Raw genomic sequence first — 19,055 nt, 5'->3', positions numbered from 1 at the left:
TTTTAACGAAGATACTACAGGAAAACGTATAAACTATATCCTAATTTCCTTATTTAAACCTTCTAATATATTTTGAAGTTCTCCTCGTTTGATTGGCTTAATTATGTAGTCGGAAATTTCGGAAATACTTGCAGCTTTTTTTACATCTTTAGCATCAACTGAGGATGACACCATATATATAGTTATTTTTTTTCCAACTCTGGGATTGATTTTAACAAACTCATCCATAAACTGAAATCCATCCATGATTGGCATATTAATATCTAATAAAATAACGTCTGGTAATGCTTTAACATTTTCAATGTTTTTAGTTATAAAATCAAATGCCTCATCACCATCAGAAAATGCCATAATGTTTTTATCAAAACCTATAGACTTTAAAATTTTAACTACAGTAAATTTGTAGATTTCGTCATCATCAACAATACAAATATTTAAATCGCTTTTCATTTTTATTTATTAAAATTAATGATGAAGGTTGATCCTTCATTAACAACACTTTCAGCAGTAATCTTACCACCTAATGCTTCCACATGTAATTTGGTCATAAATAGACCGACTCCTTTTGCTTCAGGATGTCTATGAAAAACTTTATGCAGACCAAATAATTTATGTCTGTGTCTGTTAAGGTCTATGCCTAATCCATTATCTTGGATGTGTAATACTGCCTTTCCATCAACTTTAGTTGTCCATACATGAATTTCGGGTGTTCGGGTTTGAGACCTGTACTTCAATGCATTTTCAACTAAATTAAGAAAAATACTTTCAAAATAAATCTTATTGTAAGAAATTTTATTTATTTCTGAAAAATCAAAGGTAATATTAGCTTTAGTCTTAATAATTTGAGCAGCTAGTAACTCTTTTGTTTTATATAATGTCTCATCAAAAAACACATTTGACTGGCTTACTCTATCATTTTTAACTTTAAGAGCTTGTACTAATGTATTTAAGGTAAGTGTTAAGTGACTGGTTACCTTTTTAAAATTATATATTACTTCCTCCTTTTCTAATTGATCTACAGACAAATCATACATGTCCAACAACGAGTTTAAGTTACTTACAGGAGCTCTTAAATTATGAGACGTTATTTGGGCAAAGTCAGCTAATTGCATATTTTGTGCTATTAATTTATCAGCTAAATGCTCTAAATTTTTATTAGCACTTATTATTTTTTGCTTGTCTTCTTTTTGTTTAGTAACATCTCTAATTGCTGCAGATACAAGCAACCCATCTTCTGTCTCAACTGGACTTAAACTAACTTGAACTGTAAATTCTTCCCCTTTTTTATTTACACCTATTAATTCTTTATTTTCACCCATCCCTATCGACTTAGGATCCTCAAAGTAATTATCCTTATAGGTTTTAAAATTTCCGACAATACGTTTTGGTATTAAAATTTCAATCTTCTTATCTAATAATTCAGTATAGGTATAACCAAACATTTTTTCAGCTTGCTTATTTATTAAATGTATTCTTTTATTAGCATTTAAAATTATCATGGCGTCTGGAGCAGACTCAAGTAATCCTTTAAATTTAATTTCAGCCATACGCTGTTTAGTAATGTCTTGGCAAGTACCTATAATTTCACATATTTCATCATTACTATCTTTAATTACTTTTCCTAATACACTAACTGTTTTAACTGATCCATCTGAAACCACTATACGATGTACAAGCTCTCCATCAAAACACTTGTTAGTCATTGTTTGCTTCATATGATTTATTAACATATCAACATCATCAGGATGAGTCATTTCTAATAAAGTATTTTTATCTATTTTAACATCTTTATCTATACCTGAAACATCATACATACTAGAAGACCATGTTATTTTATCTGATTTAGTATCTAAAATCCAATGACCTATATTATTGATTTTTTCAGCAAAATTTAAAAGTTCATTTTGTTTAAGCAGTTTACTTTCAGCTTGCTTCAAGTAAGTAATGTCTTGAACCACTCCAAATACTCTTACACATTCTCCGTCTACAAATTCTGCTTTACCAATATCTCTCACCCATATATGTTCTCTGTCAGATGTTATAACTTCCAACTCTAAATCAAATGGTTTCCCTGTATTTTTTATGGTCTGTATGGCTTTAATTATTTTTTTACGACTAGCTCCATCTTTATACAAAAACAAGCTTCTATTGCCATACAACTGTTTATCACTTTTAATTTTAAGAAACTTTTTAGCCATAGGGCTAAATGTTAATTTATCAGATTTCACATCCAACTCCCAAGTACCAATTTTAGCAACTTCACTCGTGCTTTTTAAGATTTGTTCAACTTTTTCTTTCGCTAAACGTTCTTCTTTTTGCTTTGTAATATCACCTGTATACATTAGTAAACCTCCAACTTTACCGTCAGATAAATACCAAGGTCTTACATCCCAAAATATCCATTGTACTGTTCCATCTGCTCTTACAAAAGGAGCCTCTTCACAAACATCAATATATCCATTTAAACATTTTTGATGATTTGCTTTCCAGTCGTCTCCTATTTCTGGAAAAATGTCGTAATGAGATTTCCCTATTATTTCTACATTTTTTTTATTATACGTTTTTTTCCATTTTTCAGAAACAGCTATATATTTCATGTCCTTATCTAACATCGCTAAAGATGGGGCTGCTTGAGAAATAAATATTTGATTGTAATATTCTTTTTGTTCCAGATCAAATCGTAATCGCTCTAATTCCTCTAAATTTTTATCAACTAAAGACTGTGTCTTTTTTAATCGAGTATTACTAATTTCTAAATCCTTATTTTTTGCCAACAACAGTTGTATATTAGGAAACCATAAAAAGAAAAAACCAGTAATCATTATTATTACACATAGACCGCTAATTTTATAAAAATTATACTCAATTTGCTTCAAGTTAGATTCTGCTCGTTTTTGATATTCGTTAACAATTGCATCCATAGCAAATAAATAAGCCAACTCAGTAGCTCTAAACTTAGCCATGTTACTACGATTATAAACCGTAGCATTTATCAAATCTTTACTCTCTTTAATTAATAATTTTAAATTACTATCAACAATACTAAACAATGAGTCAAGTTTAGCTGAATGATCTGTTTTTATATATTCATTAAATAAAAACAAATGAGAAGTCTTTAGCTCTTCAGATAATTGGTATATAGAATCGCTTATAACATGTCTTGGCAAAAGGTTCTTGTCATTATGGGCAATAAAAGTTAATTTTGATAATCGCTGGCTTAACATCCTTTGTTTACCAGATTTATTTATTAAGTAGGCATCATTATGCTGCACTAAAACGTGTTTTTTTAAAATATAAAAAAAGGAGAGAAATACTATTGAAAAAATAGTAGTAAAGATTATAAATCTTTGGTTGGTTTTTCGTTTGAGGTTATTCATTATTAAGCTAACATGATATTTGATTTATAGTTGTTCAAACAGTATTTAATAACAGTTTAAACTAAGGGCAACTATTGACTAATACATAAAAGATTAATCAACTATCATTTTAGGAGAATTAACACCACAAATAAAAGCAAAATAATTTTATTATTAAACTAGTTAGGTAAGTGAGGTTAACAATATTAAATATAAGCTTAATTTTATTAAAACCCTAAACAAAACGACAAAAAGTCACTTAAAACCAGTGCAATACAGACATTTTGTCTTACAAAAACACTTGGTAAGGTAATTGAAATAGAGATGATGTAAAACAATTAAATAATATGGTTTTCGCTAAAGCGGAAATAAAAAAACATAAATATATGAACCCAAATAATTATACAATCAAATCGCAAGAAGCCATACAACGTGCGCAACAGATTGCACAAAGTTATGGTCATCAACAAATAGAAAATGAACACTTTTTTAAAGCCATTTTTGAAGTTGATGAAAACGTATTACCATTCATCTTAAAAAAATTGAATGTTAATATTAATGTACTAGAATTAGCCTTAGACAAACAATTAGAAAGTTTTGCTAAAGTTACAGGTGCAGATTTAGTGCTATCCAGAGAGGCTAGCAAAACCTTAAACGAAGCTTCAATCATAGCAAAAGCCATGAATGATGATTACGTCTCTGTAGAGCACTTTATACTAGCTATTTTTAAATCAAATAGTAAAATAGCGCAAATGCTAAAAGACCAAAGTGTTACAGAAAAAGGTTTAAAAGCTGCTATTGAAGAGCTAAGAAAAGGAGATCGTGTGACTTCACAAAGTCAAGAAGACACTTATAATTCACTTAACAAATACGCAAAAAACCTCAACCAATTAGCAAGGGACGGAAAACTTGATCCTGTTATTGGACGTGATGAAGAAATTAGAAGAATCCTTCAAATACTTTCTAGACGAACCAAAAATAATCCTATTCTAGTTGGTGAACCTGGAACTGGTAAAACTGCAATTGCTGAAGGTTTAGCGCACAGAATTGTTGATGGTGATGTCCCTGAAAATTTAGTTGACAAACAAATTTTTGCTTTAGACATGGGAGCACTTATTGCTGGAGCTAAATTTAAAGGCGAATTTGAAGAGCGTCTAAAAGCTGTTATTAAAGAAGTTACAGAAAGTGAAGGTGACATAGTCTTATTTATTGACGAAATCCATACACTTGTTGGTGCTGGAGGTGGTCAAGGTGCAATGGATGCAGCTAATATTTTAAAACCTGCTTTAGCACGTGGAGAGCTTCGTGCAATTGGAGCTACAACTTTAGATGAGTACCAAAAATATTTTGAAAAAGACAAGGCTTTAGAGCGTCGTTTCCAGAAAGTAATGGTCGACGAGCCTGATACAGAAAGTGCAATTTCAATACTAAGAGGTATTAAAGAAAAATACGAAGCTCACCACAAAGTACGTATTAAAGATGATGCTATTATTGGTGCTGTAGAGCTGTCTCAACGCTATATAACCAATCGTTTTTTACCAGACAAAGCAATTGATTTAATGGATGAAGCTGCTTCTAAAATGCGCATGGAAATTAATTCTAAACCAGAAGAATTAGACGTCTTGGATAGAAAAATCATGCAATTAGAAATTGAAATTGAAGCCATAAAGCGAGAAAAAGATGAAGTTAAACTTAAATCTTTAAGAAACGATTTAGCAAATCTTAAAGAAGAAAGAAACGAAATTAATGCCAAGTGGAAAAGCGAAAAAGAAGTTGTTGACAACATCCAAAATACAAAACAGGATATTGAAAACTTTAAGCTTGAAGCTGAAAAAGCAGAACGCGATGGTGACTATGGTAAAGTAGCCGAGTTACGTTATGGTAAAATTAAAGAAGCACAAGAGCAACTAGAACTTTTACAAAAAGATTTGCAAGACAATCAGTCTGAAAACTCTTTAATAAAAGAAGAAGTAACCTATGAAGATATAGCCGAAATTGTTGCACGCTGGACAGGTATACCTGTTACAAAAATGCTACAAAGTGATCGTGAAAAATTACTTAAACTTGAAGACGAATTACATAAACGTGTTGTTGGTCAAAACGAAGCTATTACTGCTGTTAGTGATGCTGTTAGACGCAGTCGTGCTGGATTACAAAATCCAGACAAACCAATCGGTACCTTTTTATTTTTAGGAACTACTGGTGTTGGTAAAACCGAATTAGCAAAAGCTTTAGCAGAATACCTTTTTGATGATGAAGGCGCAATGACTAGAATTGATATGAGTGAGTATCAAGAACGTCATGCGGTAAGCAGATTAGTTGGTGCACCTCCTGGATATGTTGGTTATGATGAAGGTGGACAATTAACCGAAGCTGTTAGACGTAAACCATATTCTGTTGTACTTTTAGACGAAATTGAAAAAGCACATCCTGATACTTTTAATATTCTGTTACAAGTATTAGATGAAGGCCATTTGACAGACAACAAAGGACGTATTGCAGATTTTAAAAACACAATAATTATTATGACTTCAAACATGGGAAGCCAAATAATACAAGAGCGTTTTGATGCTGTTAAAGATGTGGACACAGCAATTGAAGGCGCTAAGGTTGATGTTTTAGCTTTATTAAAGCAAACAGTTAGACCTGAGTTTTTAAACAGAATAGATGATATTATAATGTTTACACCACTGACTCAAGATAATATTACTGAGATTGTTGGATTACAATTAAAAGGAATCACTAAAATGATTGCCAAACAAGGTATTACATTTGATGCCACTCCACAAGCAATAACCTATCTTGCTAATAAAGGTTTTAATCCAGAATATGGAGCAAGACCTGTAAAACGAGTGATTCAAAAAGAGGTACTAAACCAATTAAGTAAAGAAATTTTATCTGGTCAAGTTAGTACAGAAAGTATCATTTTGTTAGATGAGTTTGATGGACAACTAGTCTTCCGTAATCAAGGAGATTTAGTAACAGAAGACATACATTCATAAAGTTCTGTTAATGCAAAATAAACCAAATATTAACACGTTTTGATAATGGTTGGTTAGTTGAAAAGCAACACAATACTTTTAAATAAGTGGCGTGTTGCTTTTTTGTTTTATATTGTAAGAATCTAATAAAAAAACCTTTTGACTTGTATACTTTAAAGTTTAAAAACCAATTTTTGATTCTATTTTTACTTATAACCAATCTTGCGTATTGTCAAGTAAATTTTAAAAACAATTTAAAATCAGAATCAGATTTTAACAGTCTTAAAACAGCTCCTGTTACAAAAAAATACGGTCGTGTAGATGCTTTAAAGGTCGTTTATGATATTAAATCAAAACAGTTATACTTTATAAATAGTAAAGTGTATAAATACCACTTTAGATTTTGTAGTGGTTACCTCAACATTTCTCAATCTTTACAACAATTTAACAACACTAATTACAAAGCAGAACATAAAAACAAACGCTTTTTATTAGGAAACATTAATCACTATCTAGCCAATGACTCTTATAGTTTAGAATTGTCTCCTATAGATGATATGCAAATAAATGATATTAAAACGTTTTACAATGCTGTTAAAAAAGCAACTTATTTTAATAACTTTAATTTCTTTTTAAATACCGCAAGATTAGAAAACTTAAAATCAGCGATTCAAATCCCTACATTATCAGCTTCAGATTTATATGGAGACCAAACGTATCAAGCTGTAAGTACTCAAAAAAGTTATGGCATTTTAAAATTTGTTAATGTAGATCAATTAACTAAACAGAACATATCAAAACAGGATATAATAGTTATTAACCAACCTATATTAGAACTACCTATAACAGCAGGTGTTATTACAACTATATTACAAACACCGTTAAGTCACATTTCTGTTTTAGGAAAAAACAGACAAATACCTATTGCTGCTTACACTAAAGCCATGCAATCTAAAGTTTTAAAACAATATAAAAACAAGTATGTTTCTTTTGAGGTCACCTTAGACACCTTTTACATCAAGCCAATTAGTAAAGCGCAGTTTATTAGAAAAACTAAAAAAGAAAAAAAGAAAACACTATTTCTAACAAAAAACACAACCACAAAAACACTAATTAATATTGACAATTTAAACCAAAAATCAATAAATACTGTTGGAGGAAAAGCTGCAAACTTTGGAGTCTTATATGATTTAGCTAAAAAAGAAGAGTTTAAAATACCTGAATCTGCTTTTGCTATTCCTTTTTATTTTTACGAAGCACACTTAAAAACCTCTGGAGCCGACACTTTGGTCAAACAAATGGTTTATGATTATAAAATTAATCAAGACAAAACTGTATTAGCAAAACAATTAAAAGCTATACAAAAAAGAATTAAAAACACACCAATAGCAACTAAATTAATTAAAGATATAGAAGCAAAAGCAAAAAGCTTGGGCAACTATACTAGACTACGCTTTAGAAGCTCTACAAATGCAGAAGATATTGTCGGTTTTTCTGGTGCTGGATTATACGACTCTAAAACAGGAATTATTGGACACAAAAAGAAAACCATAGAAAAAGCTATAAAAAAAGTATGGTCTAGCTTATGGTACCAACGTGCTTTTTTAGAACGTGATTATTTTAATATCGATCAAAACAGTATTGCAATGGGTATTTTGGTACATCGCTCTTTCCCTAACGAAAAAGCCAATGGTGTCGCTATTACAAAAAACTTATACCGAAAAAATTATTTAGGTAACGTCATAAATGTACAAGTTGGCGAAGCTAGTGTTGTACAGCCTGAAGCTGGTGTAACTTGTGACCAGATTATTTGCTATTCTGGATCGTCATCCAAATTATATAACCAAAAACGTATTGTAGAAATCATTTCTCACTCAAACCTAAATAACGGAAATTTAGTAATGTCAGAAACCGAAATCATCAACCTTTCTGAACAACTAGAAAAAATCAAAAAACACTATTATTACAACGTATACAAATCCAAACAAAAGTATTTAGAGTTTGGACTGGATATCGAGTTTAAATTAGATGGAGAAAATAGAGACCTTTACATAAAGCAAGTCCGTTATTTTAATGACTAATAATGACTAAAGTTGTAATGCCTTTTTACTTATCTCTAACTGCTCTTTAAATAAGCTTTCAGTAACCTCTGTATTCCAAAACGGAATCATTTGTTTCATTATAGCTTGTCCTTTGTCAGAATTAAGTATTTCTGGAAATGCTTGTTCTAAAACTTGTAACATTACAGAAGTTGCAGTTGAGGCTCCTGGTGAGGCGCCTAACAAACAAGTGATACTTCCGTCTTTACTACTTACAACTTCTGTCCCAAATTGTAAAACACCACCTTCGTATTCGTCTTTTTTAATAATTTGCACGCGTTGTCCTGCAACTAGCAACTCCCAATCATCACTTTTAGCATCCTTAACAAACTTTCTTAAAGCGTCCATACGGTCTTCATGAGATGACGTTACCTGCTCAATTAAATATTTTGTTAATGGTAAATTATGCCAAAAAGCACCTAATAATGGCGAAATATTATCAAATTTAACCGATTTTAATAAATCAAAATTAGACCCTTCCTTTAAAAACTTAGGACTAAATCCTGCGAATGGTCCAAATAATAATTCGCGCTTACCATTAATATAACGTGTGTCTAAGTGTGGTGTTGACATTGGAGGATCACCTAGACCTGCTTTACTATAGACTTTTGCATTATGTTGGTTAATAATGGCTTCATTTTTACAAACTAACCATTCTCCACTAATAGGAAAACCGCCATAACCTTCCTTCTCTTCAATTTCTACCTTTTGTAACAATAACAAGCTTCCGCCTCCTGCTCCAATAAACACATGTTTAGACTCTAAGTTAAATTTTTCTTTAGTTTCTAAATTTTCAACCTCAACAGTCCAGTCAATATCAGGACTTGGGTCTATATCTTTAACCTCCATATTACAATGCACAGGTGTATTATATTTAGTCTCTAAAATATCAAATAACGTTTTTGTTAAAGCACCATAATTAACCTCTGTACCTCTATCTATTCTTGAAGCTGCCATCACCTCATCGTCTTCCCTATTTTGCATGATTAAAGGAAACCATTCTTTCATTTTACTTTTGTCTTTAGTAAACTGAATGGTATCAAACATAAAATGATGTTTCATGGTATTATAACGTTGTTCCAGATACCTAGCATTTTCTTGTCCTAACACCCAACTATGGTGTGGTACGGCAGCTATAAAACTATTTGGATTAGTTAATAAACCTTGATCTGCCAAATAGCTCCAGAACTGTTTTGACTCTTCAAACTGTTGACATATTTTAATTGCTTTTTCAATAATAACTTGACCGTCTTTTTCTGGACAATAATTCAATTCGCATAAAGCAGAATGTCCTGTTCCTGCATTATTCCAAGCTGCAGAGCTTTCTTGAGCAACCTCATTTAAACGCTCGACAATTAACACTTTTAAATCTGGTTTTAAGATTTTGGTCATTAGTGCTAAAGTAGCACTCATTATTCCGCCTCCAACACATATTAAATCATAGTCTTGTGTAGTGTCTAGTTTAAAATTGCTCATCTATTTGTATTTTTTGTTTAAATATAAATAAGTCATTTGATAAATTAATTTTAAATGAAAGAAAAAAGTAAAAACTGACCATTATCATTGTAAAAAAAGTTTGTTAAGCGATTTTACAGCAGGAGCATATCTTATCATTAAAACCCGTAACTTTATATACTAATTTTTTATACCAATGAATATCCTAAATAAATACATAGATCACACTATATTAAAGGCTACTGCTACAAAATTTGATATAATCAAATTATGTAAAGAGGCTGTAACACACGATTTTTTTTCTGTATGTGTTAATAGTTGTTATGTATCTCTGGCTAAAGCCGAAATTAAAAACAGTAATACAAAAGTCTGTAGTGTCATTGGATTTCCGTTAGGTGCTATGAGTACTAAAGCTAAAGTTGAAGAAACTAAACAGGCTATTAAAGATGGTGCAGACGAAATTGACATGGTTATAAACATAGGCCTACTCAAAAGCGAAGCATTTGACGCGGTTTATAACGACATTAAAGCTGTAAAAGACCAATTACCTAATCAAGTCTTAAAGGTTATTTTAGAAACCTGTTATTTAACAGATCAAGAAGTCACAAAAGCTAGTCAATTAGCTATAAAAGCTGGTGCTGACTTTATTAAAACGTCTACTGGTTTTGGTACAGCAGGTGCAACTATACATCATGTAAAACTAATGAAGGACGCGATAAAAAACTCTAACACAAAAATTAAAGCGTCTGGTGGTATTAGAGATACTAAAACCGCTTTACAGTACATTAATCTTGGTGTAGAACGTATAGGTACATCTAACGGAATAGCTATAGTGACAGGCAAATATTCCGGAGAAAAAAGCTATTAACCACGACACTAATCATTTCATTTTTAAACAAAAAACTATGAGCATACATATTGGAGCCCAAAAAGGCGATGTTGCAGAAACTATATTATTACCAGGTGACCCTTTACGTGCCAAATGGATTGCCGAAACTTTTTTTGACAATCCTGTTTGTTTTAATCAAGTTAGAGGCATGTTAGGTTATACTGGGACATATCAAGGTAAACCAATCTCTGTGATGGGAACAGGAATGGGTGTACCTAGTATTTCTATCTATGCACATGAGCTAATTACTCAATTTGGAGTCAAAAACTTAATTCGCGTTGGTAGTGCTGGATCATACCAAAAGCATATTAAAATTAGAGACGTGGTTTTAGCTATGGCTGCTTCTTCAAATTCTGGTGTTAACGAACTTAGGTTTGGTGGTGCTGACTATGCTCCTACTGCAAGCTTTGAATTATTCCAAAAAGCTGTAGAGACTGCCAAAGCTAAAAATATTGCTATAAAAGCTGGAAATGTTTTTACTTCTGACGAGTTTTATGCAGACGATTTTGAATCTTACAAAAAGTGGAGTAAATTTGGTGTACTTTGTGTAGAGATGGAAACTGCAGGTTTATATACTGTTGCAGCAAAACACAATGTTAATGCATTAACCATTTGTACAATATCAGACTCGTTAGTGACTGGAGAAAAAACCACTAGTAAAGAACGAGAAACTACTTTTAAAGACATGATAAATATTGCTTTAGAGTTAGCCTAAAACCCAAAACACCCATGAAAAAATTATTAATACTAACGTTAATTTGCTTAAGTTTTTCTTGTAAAAAACAAACAAAAAAGACGACAACGTATTACCTGATAAGGCATGCCGAAAAAGAGCGTACTGATAGTTTAAACAAAAACCCTGATTTAAATCTTAAAGGTCAACAACGTGCTATTAAATGGAGTAATACTTTTAACGCTATTAATTTTGATGCGATTTATACCACAAACTACAAGCGTACTATTCAAACCGCACAGCCAACTGCTAATAAGCAAAATATTAAACTAAAGTTTTATAATGCTAATCAACTTTATAGTCAAGAATTTAAAAAGAATACAACCGGAAAAACGGTATTAGTGGTTGGTCATAGCAATACCACACCAAGCTTTGTAAATGCCATCATCAAACAAGATAAATACAAAGCCATTAATGACACTGTTAATAGTAATTTATTTAAAGTAACCATTACTAATGGCAAAATAAATGACACACTTATTGATAATAAATAGTAATGTTAAATTTACAACCTGTTACATTAGCTAAGCATGCTAATTTATATGCTTTAATGCTTCGTATTTATCCTCCTGCTTACCAACAGCTTTGGGTAAATCAGGATTGCAATTGGTATATTAATAGTCAATACAATAAAGATAATTTAAAAGAAGAGTTACAACTAGCACATTCTAATTACTATTTTATTCAATTTAATAACTCAACTATTGGTATTTTAAGATTAGTACATCAACCTATTAAAAAAACGACTAAGCTACACAGGTTATATTTAGACCAAGACTATCAAGGACAAGGTTTAGGTAAAAAGGTTATGACTTTAGCTATAACTATAGCCAAACAAAAACTATCTAAAACCATTTGGCTAGAAGCTATGGACACCCAAACACAAGCGTTACAGTTTTATAAAAAAATGGGGTTTATAATTACAGAAGCCTATGCATTAGATTTTGATTTAATACACCCTAATTTAAGAGGCATGTATAAAATGACTAAACAATTATAATTACTTTAACTTCTAATTTATTAGCTTTGCAAGGATGCAAAAAAAGATAAACATACTTAACAAAAAGGCTAAATTTCAATATGAAATTTTAGACAAATATACTGCTGGAATAGTTTTAACAGGAACCGAAATTAAATCTATTAGAAACAGCCAAGCCTCTATTGCCGAATCTTTTTGCGAGTTTAATGAGCAAGGCGAATTGTTTGTTATTAACATGAATATTCAAGAGTATGCCTATGGTAACTACTATAACCATAGACCAAAAGCCGAACGTAAATTACTACTTAACAAACGCGAACTTAAAAAATTACTTAAAGAGGTTAACACCTCTGGTTTAACCATTATTCCTTTACGTTTATTTTTAAACGACAAAGGTTTAGCTAAACTAGATATTGCTTTAGCTAAAGGTAAAAAGTTATACGATAAGCGCGAGACAATCAAGGATAGAGATAACAAACGTGACTTAGCTAGAATTAAAAAGTCATTTAATTAGTGACACAACACTTCATTTTTACAAATAATTAGACGGTTAAATTTCATTTCAAAATAAATAAAACCATTGATTGCTAATTATTTAAAATTATAAATTTTATAGTTTCTATAACAATATTCAATTTTTATAAGTTTTATGTTTGGTGCTAGGCAACCATTTTATATAAATGTGCGTCTATATAAATAAACAACCAACTTATAATGAAACACACTTTAATCGCTTTATTTACATTAGCTAGTCATTTTGCTTTCGGGCAAATAACAGGTACAGTAACCTCTAACAATAACAATCCTTTAGCGGTTGTAAACATTTTTATAGAAAACACCTACACAGGTACTACTACAAATAATGATGGTAACTATGTGTTAGACATTACCAAAACTGGTGATTACACCATTACGTTTCAGTACTTAGGCTACAAAACTTTAAAGCAAAAGCTAACCATCACAAAGTTTCCGTTTGTACTAGATGTTACATTAAAAGAAGAAGACATAAACTTAGATGAGGTTGTTATAAATTCGGATGAAAATCCTGCTAATAACATCATTAGACAAACTATTGCTAAACGTAAAGAGAACTTAAAAAAACTTAAATCGTTTAAAGCTCAGTTTTACTCTAGAGGGTTACTTAAAATGGTAGATGTACCAGAATCTGTTTTTGGTCAAGAAGTTGGAGACTTAGATGGTGCTTTAGATAGTACCAGAACTGGTATAGTGTATTTGTCTGAAACGATTAGCAAACTAGAATACCAAGCACCTAAACCTATTAAAGAAACCATTGTAGCGTCTAAAGTAAGTGGTGATAGTAATGGTTTTAGTTTTAATACTGCGACTGATGTCGAATTTAATTTTTACCAAAACACCTTTGAATTGGGAAGTGAGATTGTCTCACCTATTTCAGATTTTGCGTTTAACTATTATAATTATAAATTGGTTGGTACTTTTTATGATGACTTAGGCAACCTAATTAATAAAATTGAATTACTACCTAAACGAAAAAACGACAAAGCTTTTGGAGGATTTATTTACATTGTTGAAGACCAATGGAGTTTGTTTGGTACAGAGGTAACGTTAACAGGTCAACAAGCACAAATACCTGCAGTAGACCTATTTAAAATTAAACAATCGTTTACGTATTATAACACCGAAAAATTGTGGGTAAAAACAACACAGTTATTTGATTTTCAATTCGGGATTTTCGGGTTTAATGGTGATGGTCGTTTTACGGCTGCTTATAGTGATTACGAGCTTAATCCTAATTTTGATAGCAAGACCTTTTCAAGAGAAATCTTAAGTTTTGAAGATAACGCAAACAAAAAGGATTCGTTATTTTGGGAGACTAAGCGTCCTGTGCCATTAACATCAATAGAAGCCAATGACTATGTACGTCGTGATAGCATCCAATTGGTAAGAGAGTCTAAACCCTATTTAGACTCGGTTGATCAAGTAAACAACAAGTTTAAATTTGGTGATATTTTAGGTGGTTACAGCTATAGTAATAGCTACAAAAAGACTTATTTCAATATCTCCTCTCCTATTAGCAAATTAGCGTTTAATACCGTTCAAGGTTGGAACGGAACCCTTACTGCTAACTACACTAAACGTTTTGAGGACAATCAAAAATATTTTAATACATCGTCATCCATCAATTATGGCCACTCTGATAACCGACTAAGAGCTACTGGACAAATTAACTATAGGTTTAACCGTAAAAACCGAGCGTTTATATCCTTATCAGGAGGTAGTAAAGTAGAACAATTTAACCCTAATTTATCAAGTTTAGCATTGTTAAACACCTCTTACTCTTTATATACCGAAAAAAACTACCTTAAAATTTACGACCGTAGTTTTGCGCAATTAAATTATAATCAAGAGTTATTAAACGGTTTATATTTATATTCAGACCTAAGTTACAATAACCGTAAACCTTTAAATAATACCACAGACCAAGCTTGGTACCCAAAAAGCGACAGAGATTATACTAGTAATAATCCGCTTGATCCCACAACTGCAGGAATCAATGCTTTTGATACGCACAACATCATGAAGTTAAACGTCAACACACGTATTAATTTTGGACAAAACTACATGAGTTACCCATTTGGTAAATACAACATTCCTAACAGTAAAATACCAACCCTATATTTAGGTTACGAGAAAGGCTTTGGCAGCAATAACGCCAACTACAATTTTGACCAATATAAAGCCATGTTGTATCAAAACATCAACTTAGGTAATAAAGGAGATTTAACCTATTTAGCCAAAGGAGGTGTGTTTAATAACGCAGACAACATTGCGTTTATAGACTATCACCATTTTAGTGGTAACCAAACCAATGTTGTTATGGATGGTAACTATATTAATAATTTTAAAATATTACCTTACTATGCATTAAGTACTAATAAGGCTTACGCCGAAATACATGCCGAACACAATTTTAAAGGCTATATACTTAATAAAATTCCGTTAATAAATAAACTTAACTTTAATCTTGTCGCTGGATTTAACGCTGCAGCAACAAAAACAAATAAACCATACACCGAGTATTCGCTTGGATTAAGTAATTTAGGTTGGGGAAAAATGCGCTTTTTACGCGTAGATTATGTACGTGCTTACCAAGGTAGCGGATTAGTAAACGATACGTTTTTATTTGGCTTTAGCTTTTAATACCTAAAAAATTATTTAGTAAATAAATAGATAGCGTTACCTATACCAACAATACCTGTTAAACAACCTAAAATAAAATCCATTTTAGTTGCTATATAAGTCAGCTTATGCTCAATATTTTTAGCTACAATAGCATAAATCGTGTATAATGTAAAAGAACCTATGGTAGAGCCTATCGAAAAATAAAAAGCATTAAACATATTGTATTCAAAATACTTAAAACCTATTAACAATGATATAAAAGTAAAGTAAAACGGTATAGCCATCATGTTTAATAAAGACATTAAAATACCATAAAAATAAGATTTAGATTTAGGGATTTCTTTTTCCTTAACCTCCTTTTTAGGAGTAAAATAAATCCTAAAAAAATTAATAGATAACAAAAAAAGTATACTAGTACCTATTTTTTGTATCAAGGTAATATACTCAGAGTTTTTCATTAAAATATTAGCAAGATAAGCACCTAAATTGGCTTGAAAAAATAACACCGTAGCATAACCAGCTATTAAATAAAATGTAGATTTTTTACCATTTTTTAAACTATACTTTACTACAGTTAAATTTAAAAAACTAGGCGTAATACTCCCTAAAGCAGCTATACAAAAACCCAAAATTAAGCAGATAAAAAAATTCATGTTTTTATTTTATAAAACAAAGAAACAAAATGCCTGTCTTATTTAGCCAACTCTTAACAGTTTTTAATAATAAAGGTACATTTCAAAACACAAAATAAAAACTATCTAAAAAATACGTAGTTATACGTATTGTACTTGCAAGTGCAATATTGTAACTTAGCTTTTAATTATACAACTATAATAAAATAAAACTTATTAGATATAAGTTACTAAAAGTTGTCATAACGGGAAATATAACCCCAAAAACAACTATATTAGTTGTCATATAACCAGTTGGGCACAATTTAAGAATACGACAATCTAAGAATGAAAATTGACATCCATACACATACAAAAAAATGCAAACAAGGTGATGCTGAAAGTAGAAACGTTAGTACTGAAAAGTTTGACGAAATAATTAGATTAACAGATGTCAAAATTTTAGCAATAACAAATCATAACCACTTTGACATTGAACAATATGAGGAGATAAAAAACAAAGTTGAAGACACTTGTCAGATTTGGCCAGGTATTGAATTGGACATTATGGAAAATGATCGTAGAGCACATTTAATCGTAATTCCAAATCCCAAATATGTAAATGAATTTAACGATAAAGTAACTGAATTATTAATAGATAAAACAGCTGACAACTTCACTATTTCGATTGAAGATACAGTAGCTTCATTTGATAATTATGAACCAATTTATATAGCTCATTATTTCGGAAAAGCACCTAATTTACTTGACGAAGGAGTTGAAAAGTTAGTTGGCTTAGTTAAAAACGAGACAAGGGTTCTGAAAGAAGCATCAAATGCTATTTCTGCTGGAATTTTCATTAGTCATGGTCATAATTCTATCTATGGTTCAGACGTTCAAGATTGGGATGAATATCAAGAAATTTCCAAATCCTTACCTGACCTTCGCTTACCTGTTGAATCTTTTGAGCAATTCTGCTTATTGTTAGAAAAAGATAACGCTACAATTAATACCATTTTAGAAAAGAAAACACCCGAACCACTACAACTAAACGTTTTTGGGATTGCAGAATTAATAGAACTGGATATATACAATGATATAAATGTTCTTTTTGGGTCAAAAGGAACAGGGAAATCGGAGATTCTTAAGTCCATTTCAAAACACTACAATGATATTGGATTTGAAAATAAAGTATATGAATCCAATGCCCAGAAACTTGAAGAAGTATATGATTTGAAAGGAAGAGAATATGATTCAGAGTCAACTGTATTTGGAATTGACAATTGTTACGATGAGTTAAGACGATTAAGAAGTGTAACAGAAAAAAATGTTACTAGTCTTAGTTCTTATCTAAGATATTTTTCAGTTGATGAAACAAATCGAATTTCAAGAAATCTTAAGTTAAAAAACTATACACAGGAAGATTCTTCATCACCTGAAAGAGATTTCGAAGAAATAAGAAGACTTTATTCTGAATTTGAGGAGTTTTTAGATTTCATAGATTCAGAACAACTTCTAACTCAAATTATCGGAGAAGAGTTGATTACCGAATTAAATCATATCCTTAGACAAATTAGTTTAAGGTTAAAATCAGAATCACTTGGAAAGTTTAGTGACTTAAAAAGCATCTCACTTTTCAATCAAATAATAACTGTCTTTGTAGAAGAAATTGCAAGAAAGACAGGACAACCCCAAAAACCTATTACGACAGGCTTTAAAGAGTATGCTAGTAACCGCATCAAAATAGAAAAAGATTTAAATAAAATAAACCAATCAATTTCAAAACAGATTGAACCCAAGATTGAATATGTTGGTGACTTGGATGAAAAAGGTGACTTGTATTGTCAAACTAATATTAAAATTCAAAATGGTTCAATTGTAGATATAAATTATCAACCAGTCAAAAGAGTAAATAAAAATCCACAAAGATTTGTGGCAGATAAATTAAGAACAATTCCTAATCACATTTATACTAATTCACTTTTTGAAAAAATTAATGAATTTAAACAATTAGACAATTCTGACACAATCACAAGCATAAGTGATTTACTTTTATTTTACAGACATTTTACGATTAAAGGAGAACAATACACACCTTCAACTGGTGAATCTTCAATGGTTTTACTACATAATGAATTAATGGAAGATAAAGAGATTTATCTTGTAGATGAACCTGAAAAAAGTTTGGGTAATGATTACATTAGCAATGTAATTGTACCAATATTAAAACAACATGCTCAAAGTGGCAAAAAAATAATTATAGCTACACATGATGCTAATATAGCGGTAAGAACTCTTCCATATAATTCAATCTACAGAGAACATGATGCAAACGGATATTACACATTTTCAGGTAATCCGTTTTCAAATAATTTAAAATGTAAGATTGAGGAAAAAGATGATTTAGACTGGAAAGAAATAAGTATGAAAACACTTGAAGGCGGGAGAAATGCTTTCGGAGAAAGAGGTAAAATATATGGAAACACATAAAGCTACAATAAATAGACAAGACGAAAAGGCTTCACTTATTTTAAACATAAATGAAGAGAATCTTGAAATTGAATTAACTGAAGACAAACCTAATGAAGTAAAAAGCGTCTTTAATAATCTAATCGCATTTTTAAAAAAAGGCTCTTTTCAATTTGAGTTAGAAGATGACAAGGAAGACCTCTATTTTCATATATGTACAGAATATATTGGTCAATTAAATACAGAACTTTCTAGTATCTATCAAGAATTGGAAGATTATGAATTACTTGAAGAAATTGAATAAAAACTGTGCCCAACAAA

The 19,055-nt window shown here is 30.8% G+C and carries 14 protein-coding genes; 10 read left to right on the top strand and 4 right to left on the bottom strand.

What is annotated here, in order from left to right; all coding sequences use genetic code 11:
* Positions 1–33 precede the first annotated feature (33 nt).
* Together ITB9_RS00810 and ITB9_RS00805 are read right to left on the bottom strand one after the other, a co-directional pair.
* Entirely contained in the window at positions 34–450 is a 417-nt protein-coding gene (locus tag ITB9_RS00810; RefSeq protein WP_028290421.1) for a response regulator, read from the bottom strand.
* A 2-nt stretch (positions 451–452) separates the two neighbouring features.
* Complete coding sequence (locus ITB9_RS00805; RefSeq protein WP_054850741.1) at positions 453–3,272, bottom strand: PAS domain S-box protein; 2,820 nt, start codon at positions 3,270–3,272, stop codon at positions 453–455.
* A 470-nt stretch (positions 3,273–3,742) separates the two neighbouring features.
* Between ITB9_RS00805 and clpB the strand changes: the two genes are divergently transcribed.
* Positions 3,743–6,358: an ATP-dependent chaperone ClpB gene (gene clpB, locus ITB9_RS00800; RefSeq protein WP_054850740.1), complete on the top strand. Its 2,616-nt coding sequence runs from the start codon at positions 3,743–3,745 to the stop codon at positions 6,356–6,358.
* A 173-nt stretch (positions 6,359–6,531) separates the two neighbouring features.
* The gene (locus ITB9_RS00790; protein ID WP_054850738.1) at positions 6,532–8,418 is read left to right on the top strand and encodes a PEP/pyruvate-binding domain-containing protein; all 1,887 of its coding nucleotides are present in this window, start codon (positions 6,532–6,534) and stop codon (positions 8,416–8,418) included.
* A gap of 6 nt (positions 8,419–8,424) precedes the next feature.
* Here the strand turns inward: ITB9_RS00790 and mqo are convergent, their stop codons facing one another.
* Complete coding sequence (gene mqo / locus ITB9_RS00785; RefSeq protein WP_054850737.1) at positions 8,425–9,912, bottom strand: malate dehydrogenase (quinone); 1,488 nt, start codon at positions 9,910–9,912, stop codon at positions 8,425–8,427.
* A gap of 175 nt (positions 9,913–10,087) precedes the next feature.
* Here mqo and deoC point away from each other — a divergent pair, with 175 nt between their 5' ends.
* From deoC to ITB9_RS00755, 6 genes are all read left to right on the top strand, one after another.
* Positions 10,088–10,759 (top strand): deoxyribose-phosphate aldolase, encoded by a 672-nt coding sequence (gene deoC / locus ITB9_RS00780; protein WP_054850736.1) that lies wholly within the window; start codon positions 10,088–10,090, stop codon positions 10,757–10,759.
* A gap of 37 nt (positions 10,760–10,796) precedes the next feature.
* Positions 10,797–11,495 (top strand): purine-nucleoside phosphorylase, encoded by a 699-nt coding sequence (gene deoD / locus ITB9_RS00775; protein WP_028290414.1) that lies wholly within the window; start codon positions 10,797–10,799, stop codon positions 11,493–11,495.
* A 14-nt stretch (positions 11,496–11,509) separates the two neighbouring features.
* Positions 11,510–12,007 carry a histidine phosphatase family protein gene (locus ITB9_RS00770; protein ID WP_054850735.1) on the top strand — a complete coding sequence of 166 codons (498 nt, stop codon included), beginning with the start codon at positions 11,510–11,512 and terminating at the stop codon, positions 12,005–12,007.
* Between the two features lie 2 nt (positions 12,008–12,009).
* Positions 12,010–12,513: a GNAT family N-acetyltransferase gene (locus tag ITB9_RS00765; RefSeq protein ID WP_054850734.1), complete on the top strand. Its 504-nt coding sequence runs from the start codon at positions 12,010–12,012 to the stop codon at positions 12,511–12,513.
* A gap of 34 nt (positions 12,514–12,547) precedes the next feature.
* Complete coding sequence (gene smpB, locus ITB9_RS00760) at positions 12,548–13,006, top strand: SsrA-binding protein SmpB (RefSeq protein WP_028290411.1); 459 nt, start codon at positions 12,548–12,550, stop codon at positions 13,004–13,006.
* 200 nt (positions 13,007–13,206) lie between these two features.
* Positions 13,207–15,672, top strand: a complete 2,466-nt coding sequence (locus tag ITB9_RS00755; RefSeq protein WP_054850733.1) for a DUF5686 and carboxypeptidase regulatory-like domain-containing protein — start codon at positions 13,207–13,209, stop codon at positions 15,670–15,672.
* 11 nt (positions 15,673–15,683) lie between these two features.
* Here the strand turns inward: ITB9_RS00755 and ITB9_RS00750 are convergent, their stop codons facing one another.
* Positions 15,684–16,307, bottom strand: coding sequence for a LysE family translocator (locus ITB9_RS00750; RefSeq protein ID WP_054850732.1), 624 nt, complete (start codon positions 16,305–16,307; stop codon positions 15,684–15,686).
* A gap of 306 nt (positions 16,308–16,613) precedes the next feature.
* Here ITB9_RS00750 and ITB9_RS00745 point away from each other — a divergent pair, with 306 nt between their 5' ends.
* Complete coding sequence (locus tag ITB9_RS00745) at positions 16,614–18,755, top strand: hypothetical protein (RefSeq protein ID WP_054850731.1); 2,142 nt, start codon at positions 16,614–16,616, stop codon at positions 18,753–18,755.
* Entirely contained in the window at positions 18,742–19,038 is a 297-nt protein-coding gene (locus ITB9_RS00740; RefSeq protein ID WP_054850730.1) for a hypothetical protein, read from the top strand. Before ITB9_RS00745 ends, ITB9_RS00740 begins: the two co-directional genes overlap by 14 nt.
* Positions 19,039–19,055 lie beyond the last annotated feature (17 nt).

Origin of the sequence: Olleya sp. ITB9 (assembly GCF_001315805.1) — a bacterium.
In the GTDB taxonomy this organism is placed as follows: domain Bacteria; phylum Bacteroidota; class Bacteroidia; order Flavobacteriales; family Flavobacteriaceae; genus Olleya; species Olleya sediminilitoris.
This window is presented reverse-complemented; position numbering and strand designations above follow the sequence as displayed.

Excerpts from the sequence above, each read along its gene's own strand:
- ITB9_RS00810 (WP_028290421.1), bottom strand. The coding sequence starts at position 450 with ATGAAAAGCGATTTAAATATTTGTATTGTTGATGATGACGAAATCTAC.
- clpB (WP_054850740.1), top strand. The coding sequence starts at position 3,743 with ATGAACCCAAATAATTATACAATCAAATCGCAAGAAGCCATACAACGT.
- mqo (WP_054850737.1), bottom strand. The coding sequence starts at position 9,912 with ATGAGCAATTTTAAACTAGACACTACACAAGACTATGATTTAATATGT.
- deoC (WP_054850736.1), top strand. The coding sequence starts at position 10,088 with ATGAATATCCTAAATAAATACATAGATCACACTATATTAAAGGCTACT.
- deoD (WP_028290414.1), top strand. The coding sequence starts at position 10,797 with ATGAGCATACATATTGGAGCCCAAAAAGGCGATGTTGCAGAAACTATA.
- ITB9_RS00770 (WP_054850735.1), top strand. The coding sequence starts at position 11,510 with ATGAAAAAATTATTAATACTAACGTTAATTTGCTTAAGTTTTTCTTGT.
- ITB9_RS00765 (WP_054850734.1), top strand. The coding sequence starts at position 12,010 with ATGTTAAATTTACAACCTGTTACATTAGCTAAGCATGCTAATTTATAT.
- smpB (WP_028290411.1), top strand. The coding sequence starts at position 12,548 with ATGCAAAAAAAGATAAACATACTTAACAAAAAGGCTAAATTTCAATAT.
- ITB9_RS00755 (WP_054850733.1), top strand. The coding sequence starts at position 13,207 with ATGAAACACACTTTAATCGCTTTATTTACATTAGCTAGTCATTTTGCT.
- ITB9_RS00750 (WP_054850732.1), bottom strand. The coding sequence starts at position 16,307 with ATGAATTTTTTTATCTGCTTAATTTTGGGTTTTTGTATAGCTGCTTTA.
- ITB9_RS00745 (WP_054850731.1), top strand. The coding sequence starts at position 16,614 with ATGAAAATTGACATCCATACACATACAAAAAAATGCAAACAAGGTGAT.
- ITB9_RS00740 (WP_054850730.1), top strand. The coding sequence starts at position 18,742 with ATGGAAACACATAAAGCTACAATAAATAGACAAGACGAAAAGGCTTCA.